This window comes from Dyella thiooxydans (genome assembly GCF_001641285.1).
Lineage (GTDB): Bacteria > Pseudomonadota > Gammaproteobacteria > Xanthomonadales > Rhodanobacteraceae > Dyella_A > Dyella_A thiooxydans.
Genome location: NZ_CP014841.1, coordinates 1,643,833 through 1,661,487, shown reverse-complemented (window position 1 = coordinate 1,661,487; position 17,655 = coordinate 1,643,833). Strand labels below are relative to the sequence as shown.

The 17,655-nt window shown below is 69.4% G+C and carries 12 protein-coding genes; 6 read left to right on the top strand and 6 right to left on the bottom strand.

Annotated elements, in window-relative coordinates; translation table 11 throughout:
* Nucleotides 1–14: 14 nt before the first annotated feature.
* From ATSB10_RS07530 to ATSB10_RS07515, 4 genes are read right to left on the bottom strand one after another with little or no spacing between them, the layout of a single operon-like run.
* Nucleotides 15–800: a CoA-transferase subunit beta gene (locus ATSB10_RS07530; RefSeq protein WP_063671770.1), complete on the bottom strand. Its 786-nt coding sequence runs from the start codon at nucleotides 798–800 to the stop codon at nucleotides 15–17.
* Nucleotides 797–1,654 carry a CoA transferase subunit A gene (locus tag ATSB10_RS07525; protein WP_063671768.1) on the bottom strand — a complete coding sequence of 286 codons (858 nt, stop codon included), beginning with the start codon at nucleotides 1,652–1,654 and terminating at the stop codon, nucleotides 797–799. Before ATSB10_RS07525 ends, ATSB10_RS07530 begins: the two co-directional genes overlap by 4 nt.
* Nucleotides 1,655–1,664: 10 nt before the next feature.
* On the bottom strand, nucleotides 1,665–3,248 hold the full coding sequence (locus ATSB10_RS07520) for an aldehyde dehydrogenase family protein (protein ID WP_063671766.1): 1,584 nt from the start codon (nucleotides 3,246–3,248) through the stop codon (nucleotides 1,665–1,667).
* Between the two features lie 10 nt (nucleotides 3,249–3,258).
* A complete protein-coding gene (locus ATSB10_RS07515; protein ID WP_063671764.1) occupies nucleotides 3,259–4,578 on the bottom strand; it encodes an aminotransferase family protein in 1,320 nt (439 codons plus the stop codon).
* 105 nt (nucleotides 4,579–4,683) lie between these two features.
* Here ATSB10_RS07515 and ATSB10_RS07510 point away from each other — a divergent pair, with 105 nt between their 5' ends.
* From ATSB10_RS07510 to ATSB10_RS07490, 5 genes are all read left to right on the top strand, one after another.
* The gene (locus ATSB10_RS07510; RefSeq protein ID WP_083966134.1) at nucleotides 4,684–5,502 is read left to right on the top strand and encodes an IclR family transcriptional regulator domain-containing protein; all 819 of its coding nucleotides are present in this window, start codon (nucleotides 4,684–4,686) and stop codon (nucleotides 5,500–5,502) included.
* Entirely contained in the window at nucleotides 5,495–6,691 is a 1,197-nt protein-coding gene (gene pcaF, locus ATSB10_RS07505) for a 3-oxoadipyl-CoA thiolase (RefSeq protein ID WP_063671760.1), read from the top strand. Before ATSB10_RS07510 ends, pcaF begins: the two co-directional genes overlap by 8 nt.
* Nucleotides 6,688–8,088 carry a M20/M25/M40 family metallo-hydrolase gene (locus ATSB10_RS07500; RefSeq protein WP_063671758.1) on the top strand — a complete coding sequence of 467 codons (1,401 nt, stop codon included), beginning with the start codon at nucleotides 6,688–6,690 and terminating at the stop codon, nucleotides 8,086–8,088. The genes pcaF and ATSB10_RS07500 overlap by 4 nt, the downstream gene beginning before the upstream one ends.
* Nucleotides 8,089–8,150: 62 nt before the next feature.
* Nucleotides 8,151–10,175 (top strand): tetratricopeptide repeat-containing sulfotransferase family protein, encoded by a 2,025-nt coding sequence (locus tag ATSB10_RS07495; RefSeq protein ID WP_063671756.1) that lies wholly within the window; start codon nucleotides 8,151–8,153, stop codon nucleotides 10,173–10,175.
* 101 nt (nucleotides 10,176–10,276) lie between these two features.
* Nucleotides 10,277–12,697, top strand: coding sequence for a TonB-dependent receptor (locus ATSB10_RS07490; protein WP_205631108.1), 2,421 nt, complete (start codon nucleotides 10,277–10,279; stop codon nucleotides 12,695–12,697).
* Between the two features lie 152 nt (nucleotides 12,698–12,849).
* Here the strand turns inward: ATSB10_RS07490 and ATSB10_RS07485 are convergent, their stop codons facing one another.
* Both ATSB10_RS07485 and ATSB10_RS07480 read right to left on the bottom strand, forming a co-directional pair.
* A complete protein-coding gene (locus tag ATSB10_RS07485) occupies nucleotides 12,850–13,272 on the bottom strand; it encodes a hypothetical protein (protein WP_063671755.1) in 423 nt (140 codons plus the stop codon).
* Nucleotides 13,273–13,436: 164 nt separating this feature from the next.
* Entirely contained in the window at nucleotides 13,437–14,621 is a 1,185-nt protein-coding gene (locus tag ATSB10_RS07480; RefSeq protein ID WP_063671753.1) for a thiolase family protein, read from the bottom strand.
* 198 nt (nucleotides 14,622–14,819) lie between these two features.
* Here ATSB10_RS07480 and ATSB10_RS07475 point away from each other — a divergent pair, with 198 nt between their 5' ends.
* Complete coding sequence (locus tag ATSB10_RS07475; protein WP_063671751.1) at nucleotides 14,820–17,621, top strand: S8 family serine peptidase; 2,802 nt, start codon at nucleotides 14,820–14,822, stop codon at nucleotides 17,619–17,621.
* Nucleotides 17,622–17,655 lie beyond the last annotated feature (34 nt).

The following is a 17,655-nucleotide window of genomic DNA, read 5'->3' as shown; positions in this document are numbered from 1 at the left end:
GCAGAACCTTTGCGTCAGAGAGGAATGTGCACGGGGCGCGCGTGCGCCTCGCGGGTACGCGCGTTGAGCGCGCGCAGGGTGTCCAGCTCGTGCGTGCTGGGCGGGGCGATGGTGTCGAGACGGTCGGCGACCTTGAGCGGCCAGCCGACGGCGGCGCGGGCTTCCTCCACCCCAATGCCATCGAACAGGGCGACCAGTTGCAGCTCCTCGCTCCCGGGGTGCGGGGCGAGCATGCCGAAGTCGGTGATCACCGCACGCGGGCCGCCGCCGGGCGCGCCGGCGCGGGCGCGGGCGCCGTGGCCGTCGAGGTAGCCGGCGCTGCTGCGGAAATCCAGCTGCTCGACGAAGCTGCGCGGCGTGGCCCGCGCCATCACGAAGACCTGCCGGGCGTGCAGCGCGATCTCCGGCGCGCCGCCGGCGCCGGGCAGCCGCGTGGACGGCAGCTCGTACGGGCCGATCACGGTGCTGTTGAGGTTGCCGAAGCGGTCGATCTGCGCGGCACCGAGGAAGCCGACGTCCACGCGTCCGGCCTGCAGGTAGAAGCTGAAGATCTCCGGCAGCGGCACCACGCAGGCGGCGGTCTCGGCCAGCTCGCCGTCGCCGATCGACAGCGGCAGCACGTCCGGCCGCGTGCCGATGGTGCCGGACTCGTAGATCAGCACGATCTCCGGCGCGTGGGTGAGCCGGGCCAGGTTGCAGGCGGCGCTGGGCAGGCCGATGCCGACGAAGCAGACGCTGTCGTTGGCCAGCAGGCGCGCGGCGGCCACGGTCATCCACTCGTCGCGGGTGCAGGCGCTCATGCGGTGGCCTCCGTCTGCAGCGAGGCGAGGAAGGCGCGGTGGTCGCGGGTGCCGAGCACGTGGTGGTCCATCCAGTCGAGGAAGCGCTGGCGATCGCGGGCGATCGTGTCCCAGCGCTGGTAGAAGGCGTTGTCGCGGGCGTAGTGGCCCTGTGCGTAGGACGGGTAGGCGCCGCCGCGGCAGTGCACCACCGCGGCCACCGTCCAGTGCGGCAGCACGATGCCGTTCATCGCCGGTGGCAGTGCGTCGACGACCTCCTCGACGGTAACGATCAGCGTCTTCGCCGCCAGCGCTGCCTCGCGCGCGGCGCCGACGATGCCGTCGATGGCGACGTTGCCGGCGCGGTCGGCACGCTGTGCGTGCAGGATGGTGACGTCGGGATTGAGCGCGGGCACGGCCGCCAGCGATTCGCCGGTGAACGGGCAGGCGATGCGGCGGATGTTCGGGTTGTGCGCGGGCAGGTCGGTGCCGATATAGCCACGCAGCACGCCGAACGGCAGTCGCGACGCACCGGCGGTGAACGCCGCGGCCATGCCGGCGTGGCTGTGTTCGTTGAGCTCCAGCGCATGCGGCCAGCCGTGCTCGACTGCATCGCGCAGGCGGTGCAGCGAGCCCACGCCGGGGTTGCCGCCCCAGGAAAAGGTGAGGCTGCGCGCGCAGCCCATGCCGATCAGCTGGTCGTAGACCAGGTCCGGCGTCATGCGGATCAGGTGCAGGTCGCGCTTGCGCTGGCGGATGATCTCGTGGCCGGCGGCGAACGGGATCAGGTGGGTGAAGCCTTCCAGCGCCACGCTGGCGCCGTCGTGCACGAACCGCTCGATGGCTTCGGCAAGTTGCAGGTGCTGGCAGCTCATCCGTGGGCGCTCACTCGACCACCGTGCGGGACTGCTCGCGCAGGTACTGCGCCAGGTAATAGAACGAGGCGATCGCCTTGCCGGTGGAGCCCGAACCCTTCCAGCCGCCGAACGGCTGGTAGCCCGGCCAGGCGCCGGTGGTCGCACCCTGCGGACGGTTGGCGTAGGTCACGCCGGCCTCGATGTGTTCGTGGAACCACGCCACCTCGTCGGCACCGCCGTAGAAGCCGGCGGTGAGGCCCATGGAGGTGTCGTTGGCCAGTCGCATCGCCTCGTCGCGGTCGCGGACGCGGTGCAGGGTGAGGATCGGCAGGAACATCTCGTGTTGCCACAGCGGATGACCCAGCGGCGCTTCGGCCAGGGTCGGCTCGACGAAGAATCCGCGGGCCAGTTCCGCGGGTCCGCCGGTGCCTTCGCCCAGCCGGCGCCCGCCGGCCAGCACGGTGGCACCACCGGCCTCCAGCTCGTCGATGTACTGCCGGTAGTGGCCGTAGGCGGTGGCGTTGACCACCGGACCCATCCATTGATCGCGCTCGCGCGGGTCGCCGATGCGCAGCGCGCCGATGCGCTGCTGCAGGCGCTGGATCAGCGCGTCGGCCACGCGCTCGTGCACGTACAGCCGCGACAGTGCCGAGCATTTCTGCCCGCTCATGCCGTAGGCCGAGCGCACGATGCCGGCGGCGGCGTCGTCGAGGTCGGCATGCTCGGTGACGATGCACGGGTTCTTGCCGCCCATCTCGGCGACGCACGGTCGCGGCCAGGCGCCGCCGGCCATCTGCCGCATCAGCTGGCGGCCGACCGCCACCGAGCCGGTGAAGGTGAGGCCGGCGACCAGCGGATGCTGCGCCAGCGCCGCGCCGACTTCGCGGCTGCTGCCGGAGAGGTAGTTGAACACGCCCGGCGGCAGGCCGGCGTCGCGGATGCAGTCGGCCAGCAGGCGCGCGGCCCACGGCGTGTCGCTGGCGCCTTTCACCACCACCGTGTTGCCGGTGACCAGCGCCGCGGCGGTCGGGCCGCCGGCCAGCGCCAGCGGGAAGTTGAACGGCGCGATCACCACCCACACGCCGTACGGGCGCATCACGCTGGCGTTGTGCGAGACGACGCCCTCGATCGGGTCGTCGGGCAGCGTGTGGTGGTAGCCGGCGTGGCTTTCGAAGTCGTCCGCGTAGTGGCGGAAGAAGTCCACTGTCTCCTGCGCCTCGCCCAGCGCCTCCATGCGGTTCTTGCCCACTTCCAGCACCAGCGCGGCGGCGATGTCGTAGACGCGCTCCTCCAGCAGGTCGCCGACGCGGCGCATCAGCCGCGCGCGCTCGGCCACCGGCGTGGCACGCCAGGCGGGGTAGGCGGCCTGTGCCGCACGCATGGCGCGGTCGGCATCGGCTTCGTCGGCCAGCGCGAAGTGGCCCAGATGCAGGGCGTTGTCGAACGGCGCGCGGCGGTCGGAGGAATGCTCCGCATCGACATCGCGGCCGTCGATGAACAGGCCGTGCCGCGCGCCGAGCGTGGCCGAAACGCGGGCCAGTGCCGCCTCGAAGCGTTCGTGCATGGCTTCCGGCGGGTCGTACATGGTGGCGTAGGTGAGGCGGAAGCTCATGGGGACCCCTTTAGGCATGGGCGGGGAAATGCTTCCCCAGCAATCGGTCGATCAGCGCCAGCGCGTCGGCCAGCGCGGTTTCCTCGATCACCAGCGGCGGCGCGAGGATCAGCAGGTTGCCGCGGGCAGCCAGCGAAACGCCCTCGTCCATCGCCTCGCGCAGCAGCGCGCCCAGCGTGGCGGGCAACTGTGGCCACGGCGCCAGCGGCGTGCGGCTGGTGCGGTCGGCGACCAGCTCGATCACCGCGAACAGGCCGTGGCCGCCGCGCACGTCGCCGATCACCGGGTGGCGTGCCTGCATCGCCTTGAGCTCGGCAAACATCGTGGCGCCGAGTCGACGCGAGCGTTCGATCAACTGCTCGTCCTCGTAGGCGCGCACGGCGGCGACGCCGGCGGCGCAGGCCAGCGGATGGCCGCAGTAGGTGAGGCCGGTGTAGAGCATGCGATCGGCCAGCCGCGCGTACACCTCGGCCGACAGCAGCACCGCGCCCAGCGGCAGGTGCGCGCCGGTGAGGCCCTTGGCCAGCGTCATCAGGTCGGGGCGGCCGGCTTCGCCGTGGCGCTGCCAGGCGAACCACTCGCCGCAGCGGCCGAAACCGCTCATCACCTCGTCGGCGATCAGGTGCACGCCGCGTTCGCGGGTCGCCGCGCGCAGGGCGGGCCAGTAGCTGTCCGGGGCGACGATGCCGTTGGTGCCGGCGTTCGGTTCCATCAGCACGGCGGCGACGGTGTCCGCACCGGCGCGGTCGATCGCCTCGCCCACGGCGTCGGCGGCGAGCCGGCCGCAACTGTCGTCGTCGGTGCTGCCGAACGGACAGCGGTAGGCGTACGGCGCCGGCACGCGGATCACGCCGAAGGCCTCGGCGTCGACCTGGTCGCTGGTGCGCGCATCGCCGGACAGCGCCATGCCGGCGTAGCTGGCGCCGTGGTAGGAGCGCTCGCGCGCCACGATGTGTCCACGCGGCAGGCCGCTGGCCAGGCGCGCGAACTTCACCGCATTCTCGTTGGCGTCGGCACCGGCCAGGGTGAAGAACACCCGGCCGCCGTCGAAGCCGGATTTCTCCAGCAGTGCCTCGGCCAGCGCCTTGCGCGGTTCGGCCCCCCACGCGGCGGTGACGAAGCACAGCTGCTCGGCCTGTTCGCGGATCGCCTGCACCACCGCCGGATGCTGGTGGCCCAGGTTGCTGCACTCGGCCAGGCTGCTCATGTCGAGCACGCGCCGGCCATCGGCCAGCTCGAGGTGGGCGCCACGCCCGCTGACCACGGTGGGCGCCTGCCACGTCGACGGTACACACCAGCTGTGCAGCACGCTGTCGCGTTCGTTGCTCACGCCACGCTCTCCCCCGATAAATGTTCGATAATCGAACAAGAATTCGTATTGCGAACTCATTGGAATGCTTCTACGCTCGGCCTGTCAATGGACCCAAGCGAGCCGATGGCCTCCCAACCCTTCGAGGAAAGTCCCGACTACGTGCAGTCGCTGGCGCGCGGCCTGCAGGTGCTGCGGGCGTTCGACCACGAGATGCCCAGCCCGAGCCTGTCGCAGGTGGCCGAGCGCATCGGGCTGTCGCGCGCGGTGGCGCGCCGGCTGCTGCTGACGCTGCAGCATCTGGGTTACGTCGGCAGTCGCGGACGCAGCTTCTTCCTGACCCCGCGCGTGCTGGAGCTGGGCTACAGCTACCTCACTTCGCTCGACCTCACCGAGCTGGCCCAGCAGAGCCTGGAGCAGTTGTCGCACCGCGTCGGCGAGAGCTGCTCGATGGCGGTGCTTGACGGCCAGGACATCGTCTACGTGCTGCGCGTGCCGGTGCGCCGCGTGATGAGCGTGGCGCTGGGCGTGGGCGCGCGGCTGCCGGCGTTCGCCACCTCGATGGGGCGGGCGATCCTGGCCGACCTGGACGACGACGCGCTGGCCGCGTGGATGGAGGGACAGACCTTCCGCGCCTATACGCCGCAGACGCTGCACACGGTCGGCGCGCTGAAGGCCGAACTGGCCCGCGTGCGCAAGCAGGGCTATGCGCTGGTGTCGCGCGAGCTGGAGCACGGGCTGTGCTCGATCGCGGTGCCGATCCGCGCTGCCGACGGCAGCACGGTCGCCGCGCTCAACGTCGGCATGCCGTACAGCGAGGACGCGCCGAAGCGCGCGCTGAAGGAGATCCTGCCGGCGCTGCGCGAGACGCAGGCGGCGGTGCAGCAGGCGATCGCCCGCGGCGGCTGGCTGCCGCAGCAGGCGATCCGGGGGGCTTATGCGTAACGCCTTCCTGGTGGACGCGACGCGCACGCCGTTCGGCCGCTTGGGCGGCGCGCTGGCCGGCATCCGCACCGACGACCTTGCGGCGCTGCCGATCCACGCCTTGCTGGCGCGGTACCCGCAGCTCGATCCGGCCATGATCGACGAGGTGATCCTCGGCTGCGCCAACCAGGCCGGCGAAGACAACCGCAACGTGGCACGCATGGCCGCGCTGCTTTCAGGGCTGCCGCCGGAGGTGCCGGGTGTGACGGTCAACCGGCTGTGCGCCTCGGGCCTGGAGGCGGTGGGGCAGGCGGCCCGCGCGATCGCCTGCGGCGAGGCCGAACTGGTGATCGCCGGCGGCGTGGAGAGCATGACCCGCGCGCCCTACGTCATGGCCAAGGCGGATGCCGCCTTCGCGCGTGGCCAGCAACTGGAGGACACCGTGCTGGGCTGGCGGCTGGTCAACCCGGCGATGCGCGCCGGCTACGGCGTGGACTCGATGACGCAGACCGCGGAGAACCTCGCCCGCGAACACGGCATCGATCGCGCCAGCCAGGACGCCTATGCACTGCGCAGCCAGGCGCGCACGACGCATGCGCAGGCCGAGGGCTGGCTGGCCGAGGAGATCACGGCGGTGCCGGTGGGCAAGGATGGCGAGCTGGTCGCGGTGGACGAGCATCCCCGTCCGGCCACGACCGCCGGGCAACTGGACAAGCTCAAGCCGCTGCTGGGACCGGATACCAGCATCACCGCCGGCAACGCTTCCGGCCTCAACGACGGCGCTGCGGCGCTGCTGCTGGCATCCGGCGCGGCGGTCGAGCGCTTCGGCCTGGAGCCGCTGGCGCGCGTCGCCGGCATGGCCTCGGCCGGCGTCGCGCCACGCACCATGGGCATCGGCCCGGTGCCGGCGATCCGCAAGCTGCTGGCGCGCACCGGCCAGCGCCTGTCCGACTTCGACCGCATCGAGATCAACGAGGCTTTCGCCGCGCAGGTGCTGGCCTGCACGCGTGCGCTCGGCCTCGCCGACGACGCGGAGCATGTCAACGCCAACGGTGGTGCGATCGCGCTCGGTCATCCGCTCGGCGCCAGCGGCGCCCGGCTGGCGATGACCGCGGCGTTCGCGCTGCGTCGGCACCGTCAGCAACGTGCCCTGGTCAGCCTCTGCGTGGGCGTCGGCCAGGGCCTCGCCCTGATCCTGGAGCGTCCATGAGCCGAATCCTCCGTCGTGCCCTTCCTCTCGCCCTGGGCGTGGTGCTGCCGTGGGCCGCGCAGGCCGCCGACCCGGTGCCGGCGGGTGAGCGGGCGCTGGCGCACGATCTGCTGGTGCAGATGATCGGCACCGACACCACCTCCGAGCACGGCAGCACCACGGTGCTGGCCGAGGCGCTGGCGCAGCGTTTCCTCAAGGCCGGGTTTCCGGCGGCGGACGTGCAGGTGGTGGGCGACGATCCGAAGCGGCGCAACCTGGTGGTGCGCCTGCGCGGGCAGGGCCAGCGCGAACCGGTGCTGCTGCTGGCGCACCTGGACGTGGTCGAGGCGTTGCCGCAGGACTGGCACTTCCAGCCGTTCAAGCTGACCGAAAAGGACGGCTATTACTACGGCCGCGGCACCATGGACATCAAGGGCGCCGGCGCCGGCCTGGTCGCCACCCTGCTGCGCTTGCACCAGGAAGGCTTCAAGCCGAAGGGCGACTACATCCTGGCGCTCACCGCGGGTGAGGAGGACGGCAAGTCCAACGGCATCCAGTGGCTGCTGGCGCATCGTCCGGAACTGATCCGCTCGCAGTACTCGATCAACGTCGACGGCGGTGGCCCGGAGATCCGCAACGGCCGGCCCGAGGTCGTCGCGGTGGAAACCGCCGAAAAGGTCTATGCCAGCTACACCCTGACCGTGCGCAACCCCGGCGGGCACAGCTCGCTGCCGACCCCGGACAACGCGATCTACCGGCTCGCCGCGGGACTGATGCGGCTGTCCAAGCTCGAGTTCCCGCTGCATACCAACTCGGCCACGCGCGGCTACTACGCGCAGCTGGCCACGCTGTATACCGGCTCGACCGCGGCCGACATGCGCGCGGTCGCCCACGATCCGTCCGATCCCGCGGCAATGCAGCGGCTGGCCGCCTCCAGCCCCTACAACAACGCCCACCTGCGCACGACCTGTGTACCGACCCTGCTGGCTGGCGGCGATGCGGAGAACGCGTTGCCGCAGATGGCCCGGGCCACGGTGAATTGCCGCATCCTGCCGGACGAGCCACCGGCGCAGGTCGAGGCGGCGATCCGGCAGGCGCTGGACGATCCGCAGATCGAGGTGGCGCCGGTCGCCCCGGCGCCGGCCAGTCCGCCCAGTCCGATCGATCCGGCGCTGTTCGCGCAGGTCGCACGGACGGCGAAGGCGGTCTGGGGGCATGCCATGCCGGTGTCGCCGTACATGTCCGCCGGTGCCTCGGACAGCGTGTTCCTGCGGGCGGCCGGGATGCCGTCCTACGTGTTCAACGGCATCCCCTACGACGTGGACGACGACCGCTCGCACGGGCAGGACGAACGCATTCTGGTGAAGTCCTACTACCAGTCGCTCGATTTCGACTATAGATTGCTTAAAAACTTGTAAGGAGCCGCCGCCACCATGTCCCGTGCCACGCCCCTGACGTCCTCCGCATCGCGGTACCTCCGGTGACGGCGGCCGCGGCCACCGGCTCGCTGGAGCAGGCACTGGCGCACGCCGGGCGCCTGCTGGCCCGCGACCCCGCGATGGCCGAGGCGCAGGCGGGGGAGATCCTCAAGGCCGTGCCGGAGCATCCGCCCACGCTGCAACTGCTGGCGGCGGCGCGTGCGGCGCAAGGCAACCTGGCTGGCGCGCTGGCCGTGCTGGAGCCGCTGGCGGCCTCGCAGCCGAAGTGGGCGGCGGTGCAGTTCGAGCTGGGCCTGGCGCTGAGCCAGGCCGGCCGCCTGGACGATGCGATCGCCGCGCTGCGCCGTGCGGTGGCATTGAAGCCGGACCTGCCGCAGGCCTGGCGCGTGCTGGCCGATCGGCTGCTCGATGCCGGCGACGCGGATGCGGCCGCCGAGGCGTATCTCGGGCACGTGCGGCATGCCGCCACCGATCCGCGGCTGATGGCGGCGGGGGCCGCTCTGGCCGACGAGCGCATTCCCGAGGCCGAGGCCATGCTGCGCCAGCATCTGCGCGAGGCGCCCACCGATGTGGTGGCGATCCGCATGTTCGCCGAGCTGGCGGCCCGGGTCGGGCGCACCGACGAAGCCCGTTTGCTGCTCGAGCGCTGCCTGGAACTGGCCCCGGCCTTCCATGCCGCCCGGCAGAACTACGCCCTGCTGCTGCACCGGGCCAACCTGCCGGAGCAGGCGCTGGTCGAGCTCGAGCGCCTGCTTGCCGCCGAGCCGAAGCACCCGGCACACCGCAACCTCAAGGCCGTGGTGTTGTGCCGCACCGGCGACTACCACACGGCGATCGACCTTTACGCCGGGCTGCTGGCCGAGTACCCGGACAATGCCCCGGTGTGGATGAGCTACGGCCACGCGCTGAAGACTGCCGGCCTCACCGATCGCGCGATCGAGGCCTACCGGCGGGCGCTGGCGATGACGCCGTCGTTCGGCGAAGTCTGGTGGAGCCTGGCCAACCTCAAGACTTTCCGCTTCACCGAGGCGGACATGGCGACGATGCGCGCGCAGCTCGCGCGCACCGACCTGTCCGACGACGACCGCCTGCATCTGGACTTCGCGCTGGGCAAGGCGCTGGAGGACGCCGCCGATTACGAGGCGTCGTTCCGCCACTACGCCGCGGGCAACGCCCGCCGTCACGGCCAGCTCCACTACAGCGCCGACGATACGCACGCGCGGGTCGAACACATCGCGAGCCATTACACGCGCGAGTTCTTCGCCGAGCGCGCCGGCAGCGGCAGCACCGCGCGGGACCCGATCTTCATCGTCGGCCTGCCGCGTTCCGGTTCCACCCTGATCGAGCAGATCCTGTCCAGCCACAGCCAGGTCGAGGGCACGATGGAGCTGCCGGAGATCACATCGATCACCCGGCTGCTACGCGAGCAGGTCGAGGGCGACAGTCCGATGCCCTACCACGACGCGCTGGCCCGGCTCGACGCCGACGCGCTGCGCGAGCTGGGCGAGCGCTACCTGGCGCACACGCGGATCCAGCGCAAGACGCCGGCACCGCTGTTCATCGACAAGATGCCGAACAATTTCATGCACATCGGGCTGATCCACCTGATGCTGCCCAACGCGATCATCATCGATGCGCGGCGGCATCCGATGGCGTGCTGCTTCTCCGGCTTCAAGCAGCATTTCGCGCGTGGCCAGAGCTTCAGCTACCGGCTCGAGGACCTGGCCCGCTACTACGCCGATTACGTGCGGCTGATGGCGCATTTCGACGCCGTGCTGCCGGGTCGGGTGCACCGGGTCATCTACGAGAACATGGTCGAGGACACCGAAGGGGAGGTGCGCCGCTTGCTGGCGCACTGCGGCCTGCCGTTCGAGGAGGCGTGCCTGCGCTTCTTCGAGAACGAGCGCGCGGTGCGAACCGCCAGCTCCGAGCAGGTGCGCCGGCCGATCTATCGCGAGGGCGTGGACCAGTGGCGGCATTACGCGCCCTGGCTGGGACCGCTCGAGCAGGGTTTGGGAGCGGTGCTCCGGGCGTATCCCGGGGTGCCGGATCAAGAGGGAGCGTAGTCAAGGGCCGTTTGGGGAATTGTCTCTTTTTGGGAGGGGAACCGATGCATCGACACCGAAATACACCAGCCTCCGGGGCTGCGCGCAGGCGCCTGTCCCGCATGCCGTTGGCCGCTGCCATCTGCCTGGCGATCGCCGCACCGGCGTTCGCGCAGGACGCCAGCGCGCCGTCGTCCGCCACGCCGCCGAAAGACCAGAAGGTGGCCCAGCTCAGCACCGTCACGGTGACCGCGCAGAAGCGCACGGAAAATCTGCAGAAGGTGCCGATCAGCATCCAGGTGCTGGGTACCGAGAAGATCGAGCAGCTGCACATCAACAGCTTCGACGACTACGTGAAGTACCTGCCGAGCGTGTCCTACCAGAGTGCCGCACCGGGATTCTCGGAGATCTACATGCGCGGCATCGCCAGCGGCGGTGACGGCAACCACTCCGGCTCGCGGCCCAGCGTCGGCGTGTACCTGGACGAACAGCCCGTCACCACCGTGACCGGTCCGCTCGACATCCACATGTACGACATCGCCCGCGTCGAGGTGCTGGCCGGCCCGCAGGGCTCGCTCTACGGCGCCAGCGCCCAGTCCGGTGCCCTGCGCATCATCACCAACAAGCCCGATCCGCAGGGCTTCGCGGCCAGCTACACCGCGGGCGTCGACACGGTGGCCAACGGCGGCATCGGCAACCTGGCCGAGGGCATGCTCAACGTGCCGATCTCCTCGAATGCCGCGATCCGCCTGGTCGGCTGGCACGAGCGTGACGCGGGTTACGTCGACAACATCCCCGGCACCCGCACCTATCCGAGCTGGGGCGGTACGGTCAGCAATACCTCCTCGTGCACGCCGAGCAGCCTGATGGTGTGCACGCACGCCGCCAAGAACCACTACAACGACAACACCACCAACGGCGGACGCGCCGCGTTGCGGGTCAATCTCAACGACGACTGGTCGATCGACGGCACCTTCATGGGCCAGAAGACCACCGCCAACGGCAACATGGCCAGCGACACCGCGCTTGGCGATCTGGCGATCTCTCACTTCTACCCCGAGTGGCAGACCGACCGCTGGTGGCAGGCGGCGATGACGGTGCAGGGCAAGATCGGCAATTTCGACCTGACCTATGCCTACGCGCACCTCAAGCGCAACCAGGAAGAGCACAACGATTACAGCGACTACTCGTTCTGGTACGACACGCTGGCCGGCTACGGCACCTACATCTACGACAACAGCGGAGCGCTGATCAATCCGTCGCAGTACATCATCGGCAAGGACCACTACACCATGGACAGCCACGAGCTGCGCCTGGCCTCGCCGAAGGACAGTCGCCTGCGCGCGGTCGGTGGCCTGTTCTGGGAAAAGTCGGTACACGACATCGAACAGCGCTACATGATCAACGGCCTGTCCGATGCGCTGACGGTACCGGGCTGGCCGAACACCATCTGGCTGACCGAGCAGGTGCGTACCGACAAGGACGAGGCGGTGTTCGGCGAGCTGTCCTACGACCTCATTCCCGACACCCTGACCGCGACCATCGGTGGACGTTACTTCCGCGCCGACAACAGCCTGGGCGGCTTCTACGGCTTCAGTTCCGGCTTCTCGCCGAGTTCGAGCTACGGCCAGGCGGGCTGCATTTCGCCCACGCCGTTCCGTGGCGCGCCCTGCCTGGACTTCAACAAGAACGTCAAGGAGACCGGATCGCTCGGCAAGATCAACCTGACCTGGAACATCTCGCCGACCAAGATGGTCTACGCCACCCGTTCGGAAGGCTATCGTCCCGGCGGCATCAACCGCCGCGGCTCGCTGCCGCCGTACAAGTCGGATTACCTCACCAACTACGAGCTGGGCTGGAAGACCACCTGGCTCAACAACCGGCTGTCGTTCAACGGCTCGGTATTCCAGGAGGACTGGAAGGACTTCCAGTTCAGCATCCTCGGCGCCAACGGCCTGACCGAGATCCGAAACGCCAACCAGGCCCAGGTCCGCGGCATGGAGACGGAGCTGAACTGGGCGGCCACCTACAACCTGCAGCTGAGCGGTGGCGTGGCGTTCTACGACGCCAAGCTCACGGCGAACTACTGCGGCTATACCGATGCCAACGGCAAGCCGGTGACCGCCTGCGCCACGCCGGAAGCTCCGAAGGGCAGCCAGTTGCCGGTGACCCCGAAGTTCAAGGGCAACCTGGTCGCCCGATACACCTGGGACGTCGGCAACAACGAGGCCTACCTGCAGGGAGCCGTGGTGCACGTGGGCAAGCGCCGGTCGGATCTGCGCACGCTCGAGAACAGCCTGGTCGGGGACATGCCGGCCTACACCACGCTGGACCTCTCGGCGGGCTACAACTGGGCGAGCTTCTCGGTGAACGTGTACGTGAACAACGTGTTCGACAAGCGTGCCGCGTTGTACAAGTACACCGAGTGCGCCGAATCGGTGTGCGCCGCGCACGGCGTGGTGCCGCAGTATCCGAACGGCCAGGTCTATACGGTGACCAACCAGCCACGGACGATCGGCGTGCGCTTTACCCAGGATTTCTGAGCTGGGGTAAATCGGCGCCTGTTGAAAAAAGCCCCGGATTTTCCGGGGCTTTTTTTTCGCCCTGCGCGACTCACGGTGGCAGGGATATCGAGCGCAAAAAAAATCGGCCGCCCGGAGGCGGCCGATTCATTACGCGTGCAACGATGGGCGGATTACTTCTTGCCCGAAGCGTCCTTCATCGCGTCCTTGGCGTTGTCGGCGGCGCTCTTGGCAGCGTCGGCCGCCTGCTTGGCCTGGTCGGCGGCGTTGGAGGCAGCTGCCTTGGCGTCCTTCATCATGCCATCGCCCGAGGCGCTCATCGCACCAGCCGGGGCGGCCGAGGAAGCAGCCGAGGCTGCGCTCTTGGCCTGGTCAGCCGCCATGCCGGCGGTATCGGCAGCAGCCTTGGCCTGGTCGGCAGCCTGCTCGGTGGCCGTGGTCGGCGCAGCGGCGGCAGCCTTCTGGGCCTGTTCGGAAGCCTGCTGAGCCTGGTCAGCCGACTTCTGGGCGTCCTGCGCGGAATCCTGCGCGCCGTTGCTGCAAGCCGCCAGCAGCGCGACGAGCGCGGAGGCGAGAAGGGTACGCGTGAACTTCATGTTGAATCTCCTTTGCCGTGGAATGCCGTATGGCCGCGTATTAATAGCGCTTTCCCGTGAAAGCCGCTACCGGCCCCCAAGTGGGCCCAATCGCGTCATTAATGCGCCCGTTAACTGAGTGTCGAAAACGACGCCCGGGATTGTTCGCCCGGGCGCGTGACGATTCAGTCGAGACGCTCGACGGCAATCGCGGTGGCTTCACCGCCGCCGATGCACAGGGTGGCGACGCCGCGCTTCAGACCACGCACCTTCAGCGCATTGAGCAGGGTCACCACCAGGCGGGCGCCGCTGGCGCCGATCGGGTGACCGAGGGCGCAGGCGCCGCCGTTGACGTTGACCTTGTCATGCGGAATGCCGAGCTCCTTGATCGGGGCCATTGCCACCACGGCGAACGCCTCGTTGATCTCGAACAGGTCCACGTCGCCGACCTTCCAGCCGGCCTTGTCCAGCACCTTCTGGATCGCACCGACCGGGGCGGTGGTGAACCACTCCGGCTCCTGCGAATGGGTGGCGTGGGCGACGATGCGGGCCAGCGGGGCCAGGCCGCGGGCCTTGGCGTCGTCGGCCGACAGCAGCACCACGGCGGCGGCGCCGTCGGAGATGCTCGACGAGCTGGCGGCGGTGATGGTGCCGTTGTCCTTCTTGAACGCCGGGCGCAGCGTCGGGATCTTGCTGACGTCCGAACGGCCGGGCTGTTCGTCGGAGTCCACCACCACGTCGCCCTTGCGGCCGGCCACGGTGAAGGGGACGATCTCGCCGGCGAAGGCGCCGTTCTTCTGCGCGTCCAGCGCACGGGTCACCGAGGCGGTGGCGAACGCATCCTGCTCCTCGCGGGTGAAGTGGTACTTGTCGGCGCACAGTTCGCCGAACACGCCCATCGCCTTGCCGTCGTAGGGGTTGGTCAGGCCGTCCCAGGCCATGTGATCGACCAGCTGGCCGTCGCCGTAGCGGATGCCGGTGCGGGCCTGCACCATGTGCGGGGCGTTGGTCATCGACTCCATGCCGCCGGCCACGACGACGCTGGCCGAGCCGGCCTTGATCAGGTCGTGGCCCAGCATGATCGCCTTCATGCCCGAGCCGCACACCTTGTTGATGGTGGTGGCGCCGGCCGCCAGCGGCAGCTCGGCGTGGATCGCCGCCTGCCGCGCCGGCGCCTGGCCGAGGTTGGCCGGCAGCACGCAGCCCATGATCACCTCGCTCACGTCGGCGGCGGCCACGCCGGACTGCTCCAGCGCCGCCTTGATGGCGGCCGCGCCGAGCTTCGGGGTGGGCACGCCGGTGAACTGGCCGAGGAAGGAACCGATGGCGGTGCGCTTGGCACCGGCGATCACTACGCTGACATCAGACATGGGATTCTCCGGGGAAAGACCTTCGGGGGCGCTGGGCGCACTGGTAACCGGTTGATTATCGCAGTGCCCGGACGGGAGCGGCAAACCGGCATCCAGTCATCCCGGTGAACCGGGCTTATGCGAAGATCGCGTCAAGGAGCGGTGAAGCCAAGGGGGGGCTGCTGTTCCAGCGTGATCAATCCATTTTGGGGTAAAGCCATGAGCGAGCAGGGACGGACGCTGGTGCAGCGTCGCATGTCGGTGGTGATTGCAGCCATTCTCGGCCTTTCCGGCTGCGGTGGCGGGGGCGGAAACGTCAAGACGACCCCGGCGCCGCCTCCCTCGCCGCCACCGGCCAGCACCCAGCCGCCGATCGACGCCCACCTGGCACTGACCGACACCTATGCCGCACACACGGCGGGCTTCACCGGTGCGGGCGTCACCATCGGCGTGGTCGATACCGGCATCAATGCCAACCATCCGGCGCTGACCGGGAGGGTCAAGGCGCTGCTGGTCTATGTCGACCCGGCGACCAACAATACTGCCGTGGACGACGTGGTCGGGCACGGTACCTGGGTATCGCAGATCGCCGCCGGCAAGTCGTTCGGCCAGTGGCCGGGCGGCATCGCGCCGGACGCGACGCTGGTGTCCGCGCGCATCATCAACGACAAGGCGCCGGTGGACGACGGTTCGGGCAAAGGCAACATGGTGCAGCCGTCCGATGCCGACTTCTTCGGCCAGACCCTGCTGCCGGACCTGATCAACCAGGGCGTGCAGGTGATGAACAACTCCTGGGGCGGGCTGTACTTCGACCCGTCCAATGCCACCGCCGTGGGCACCGCCTTCGGCAATGCGTTCCGCTCGTTCGTGATCGACCACAACGGCCTGGTGGTCTTCGCTACCGGCAACGACAGCCTGGCCCAGCCTTCCGATACGGCGGCCATCCCGTACTACGCCCCCGACCTGGAACGGGGCTGGCTCGCCGTGGCCGCTCTGGATTCGCTGCATCCGACCCAGTTGGCCTCCTACTCCAACCAGTGCGGCAAGGCGATGAACTACTGCCTGGTGGCGCCTGGCGACGTGATCGTCACCGGCGCCACCGATACCGCCGGCAACCCGACCTACTATGTGGTGGAGGGCACCTCGTTCGCCACGCCGGCCGTCTCCGGGGCGGCGGCGGACGTGTGGCAGGCCTTTCCCTATTTCACCAACGACCTGGTCCGCCAGACCCTGCTGGGCACGGCCAAGGACCTCGGCGCCCCGGGCGTGGACCCGGTATTCGGCTATGGCCTGCTCGATGTCGGCAAGGCGGTGCAGGGGCCGGCGCAGTTCAACTGGGGCGACGTGACGGTCAGCTTCACCGGTTCCTCCACCTGGGGTAACGCCATTTCCGGCGCGGGTGGCCTGATCAAGCAGGGTGGCGGCACGCTGACCTTGAGCCAGCCCTCGACCTACACCGGGCTGACCCAGGTCCAGGGCGGCACGCTGATGGCCAACTCACTGGCCGGCAGCGCGACCATCGCCGCGCAGGCCAGCCTCGGCGCCAGCCACGTGGGAGGCAGCATCGACAACACCGGCACGCTGGACATCGGTAACGCCGGTGGCACCACGGTCGGCGGCAACTATACGCAGGAGGTCGGCGGCCGGCTGGCACTCTCGCTGGGCTCGGTGCTGACGGTTTCCGGCACGGCCACGCTGAACGGTGGCGACGTGTATGTCTATGACAAGAACAGCAACTACACCGTCAGCGCGCATACCGACGTGCTCACGGCCAGCGGCGGGCTGACCGGCACGTTCAGTGGGGTGACCACACCCAGCAGCGTGCTGCTGACTGCCACGCTCGGTTACGACGGCAACAGTGCCTGGCTCAATGTGTCCCAGGTCAGCGTCACCAAGGTGGCCGGCGCCAGTTATACGCCTGCTTCCTACGGCGCGGCGCAGCGGGTGCAGGGGGCGTTCGAGTACCTCAACAGCCAGCTCGCCGGCACCTCGACCACCGCGATGCCGACCAACAGCGCGCTCCTGGCCGGTGCCGCCAGCCTGCAGCAGGTGTCCAGCACCGCGGCGCTGGAGCAGTCGCTGCAGAGTCTCTCGGGTCAGCTGCACGCGGCCAGTGCGGCGATGACCTTCGAGGCGATCGACGCGGGAACCCGGGCGTTGTCCGACCATGTCGACCAGTTGCTCGACGGTCGTCAGGCCAGCCTGTGGAGCCAGGGGCTGGGTTACCAGGGCAACCTCTCCCGTGCCGGTTACGGCAACGTGGGGATCGACCTCAACGGCTGGATGACCGGCGCCGATCAGCGCGTCGGCACCCACGGTTTCGCCGGCTATGCGATCAGCCAGGCCAGCGGACTGGGCCGGTTGGCCGAAACCGCCGACCAAGGCCGCAGCCACTCCACCGAGGCGATGTTCTACGGCGGCGTGGTCGACGGCTCGTGGTACACGATGGGGCGCGTCGGCCTGGGCCAGTACCGCGAGTCCATGCGCCGCGGCGTGCAGCTGGGCGGCTTCGCCACCGGCGTGGCCAGCATGAGCCACGGTCGCTACGGCGTGGCCTATGGCGAAAGCGGTTACCGGTTCGGGCTGGGCGGGCTGCAGGTCACCCCGTACGCCAACCTGCAGTACGCGCAGATCCGTCGCGACGGTTTCAGCGAGGTCGGTGGCAGCGGCTTCGGCCTGAAGTCGCCGTCGGGGCTGACCGCGCGCTGGCAGGCCGGCGTCGGCCTGCGCGCCATGCGCTCGTGGACGCTGGCCGGCGGCACGCGGCTGTCCTGGCAGTCGCACATGCTGTGGCAGCGGGCGTTCGGCCTGCGCGGCGACGTGCTGCAGGCGAGCTTCACCGGCGTCAACCAGTGGGCGCCGGTCGGCGGCATCGGCCTGTCGCGTTACGGCGGCATGGTCGGTAGCGAGCTGGACTGGAACTTCTCGCCAAGCAGCAGTTTCGGCATCGGCGTCGACCAGTACGTGGGCCAGCACGACCATGCCAAGATGGCGACGCTGAACTATCGACTGAGCTTCTGATCCTTCCGTCCCGCCGAAAAGAAACGGCCCGCAC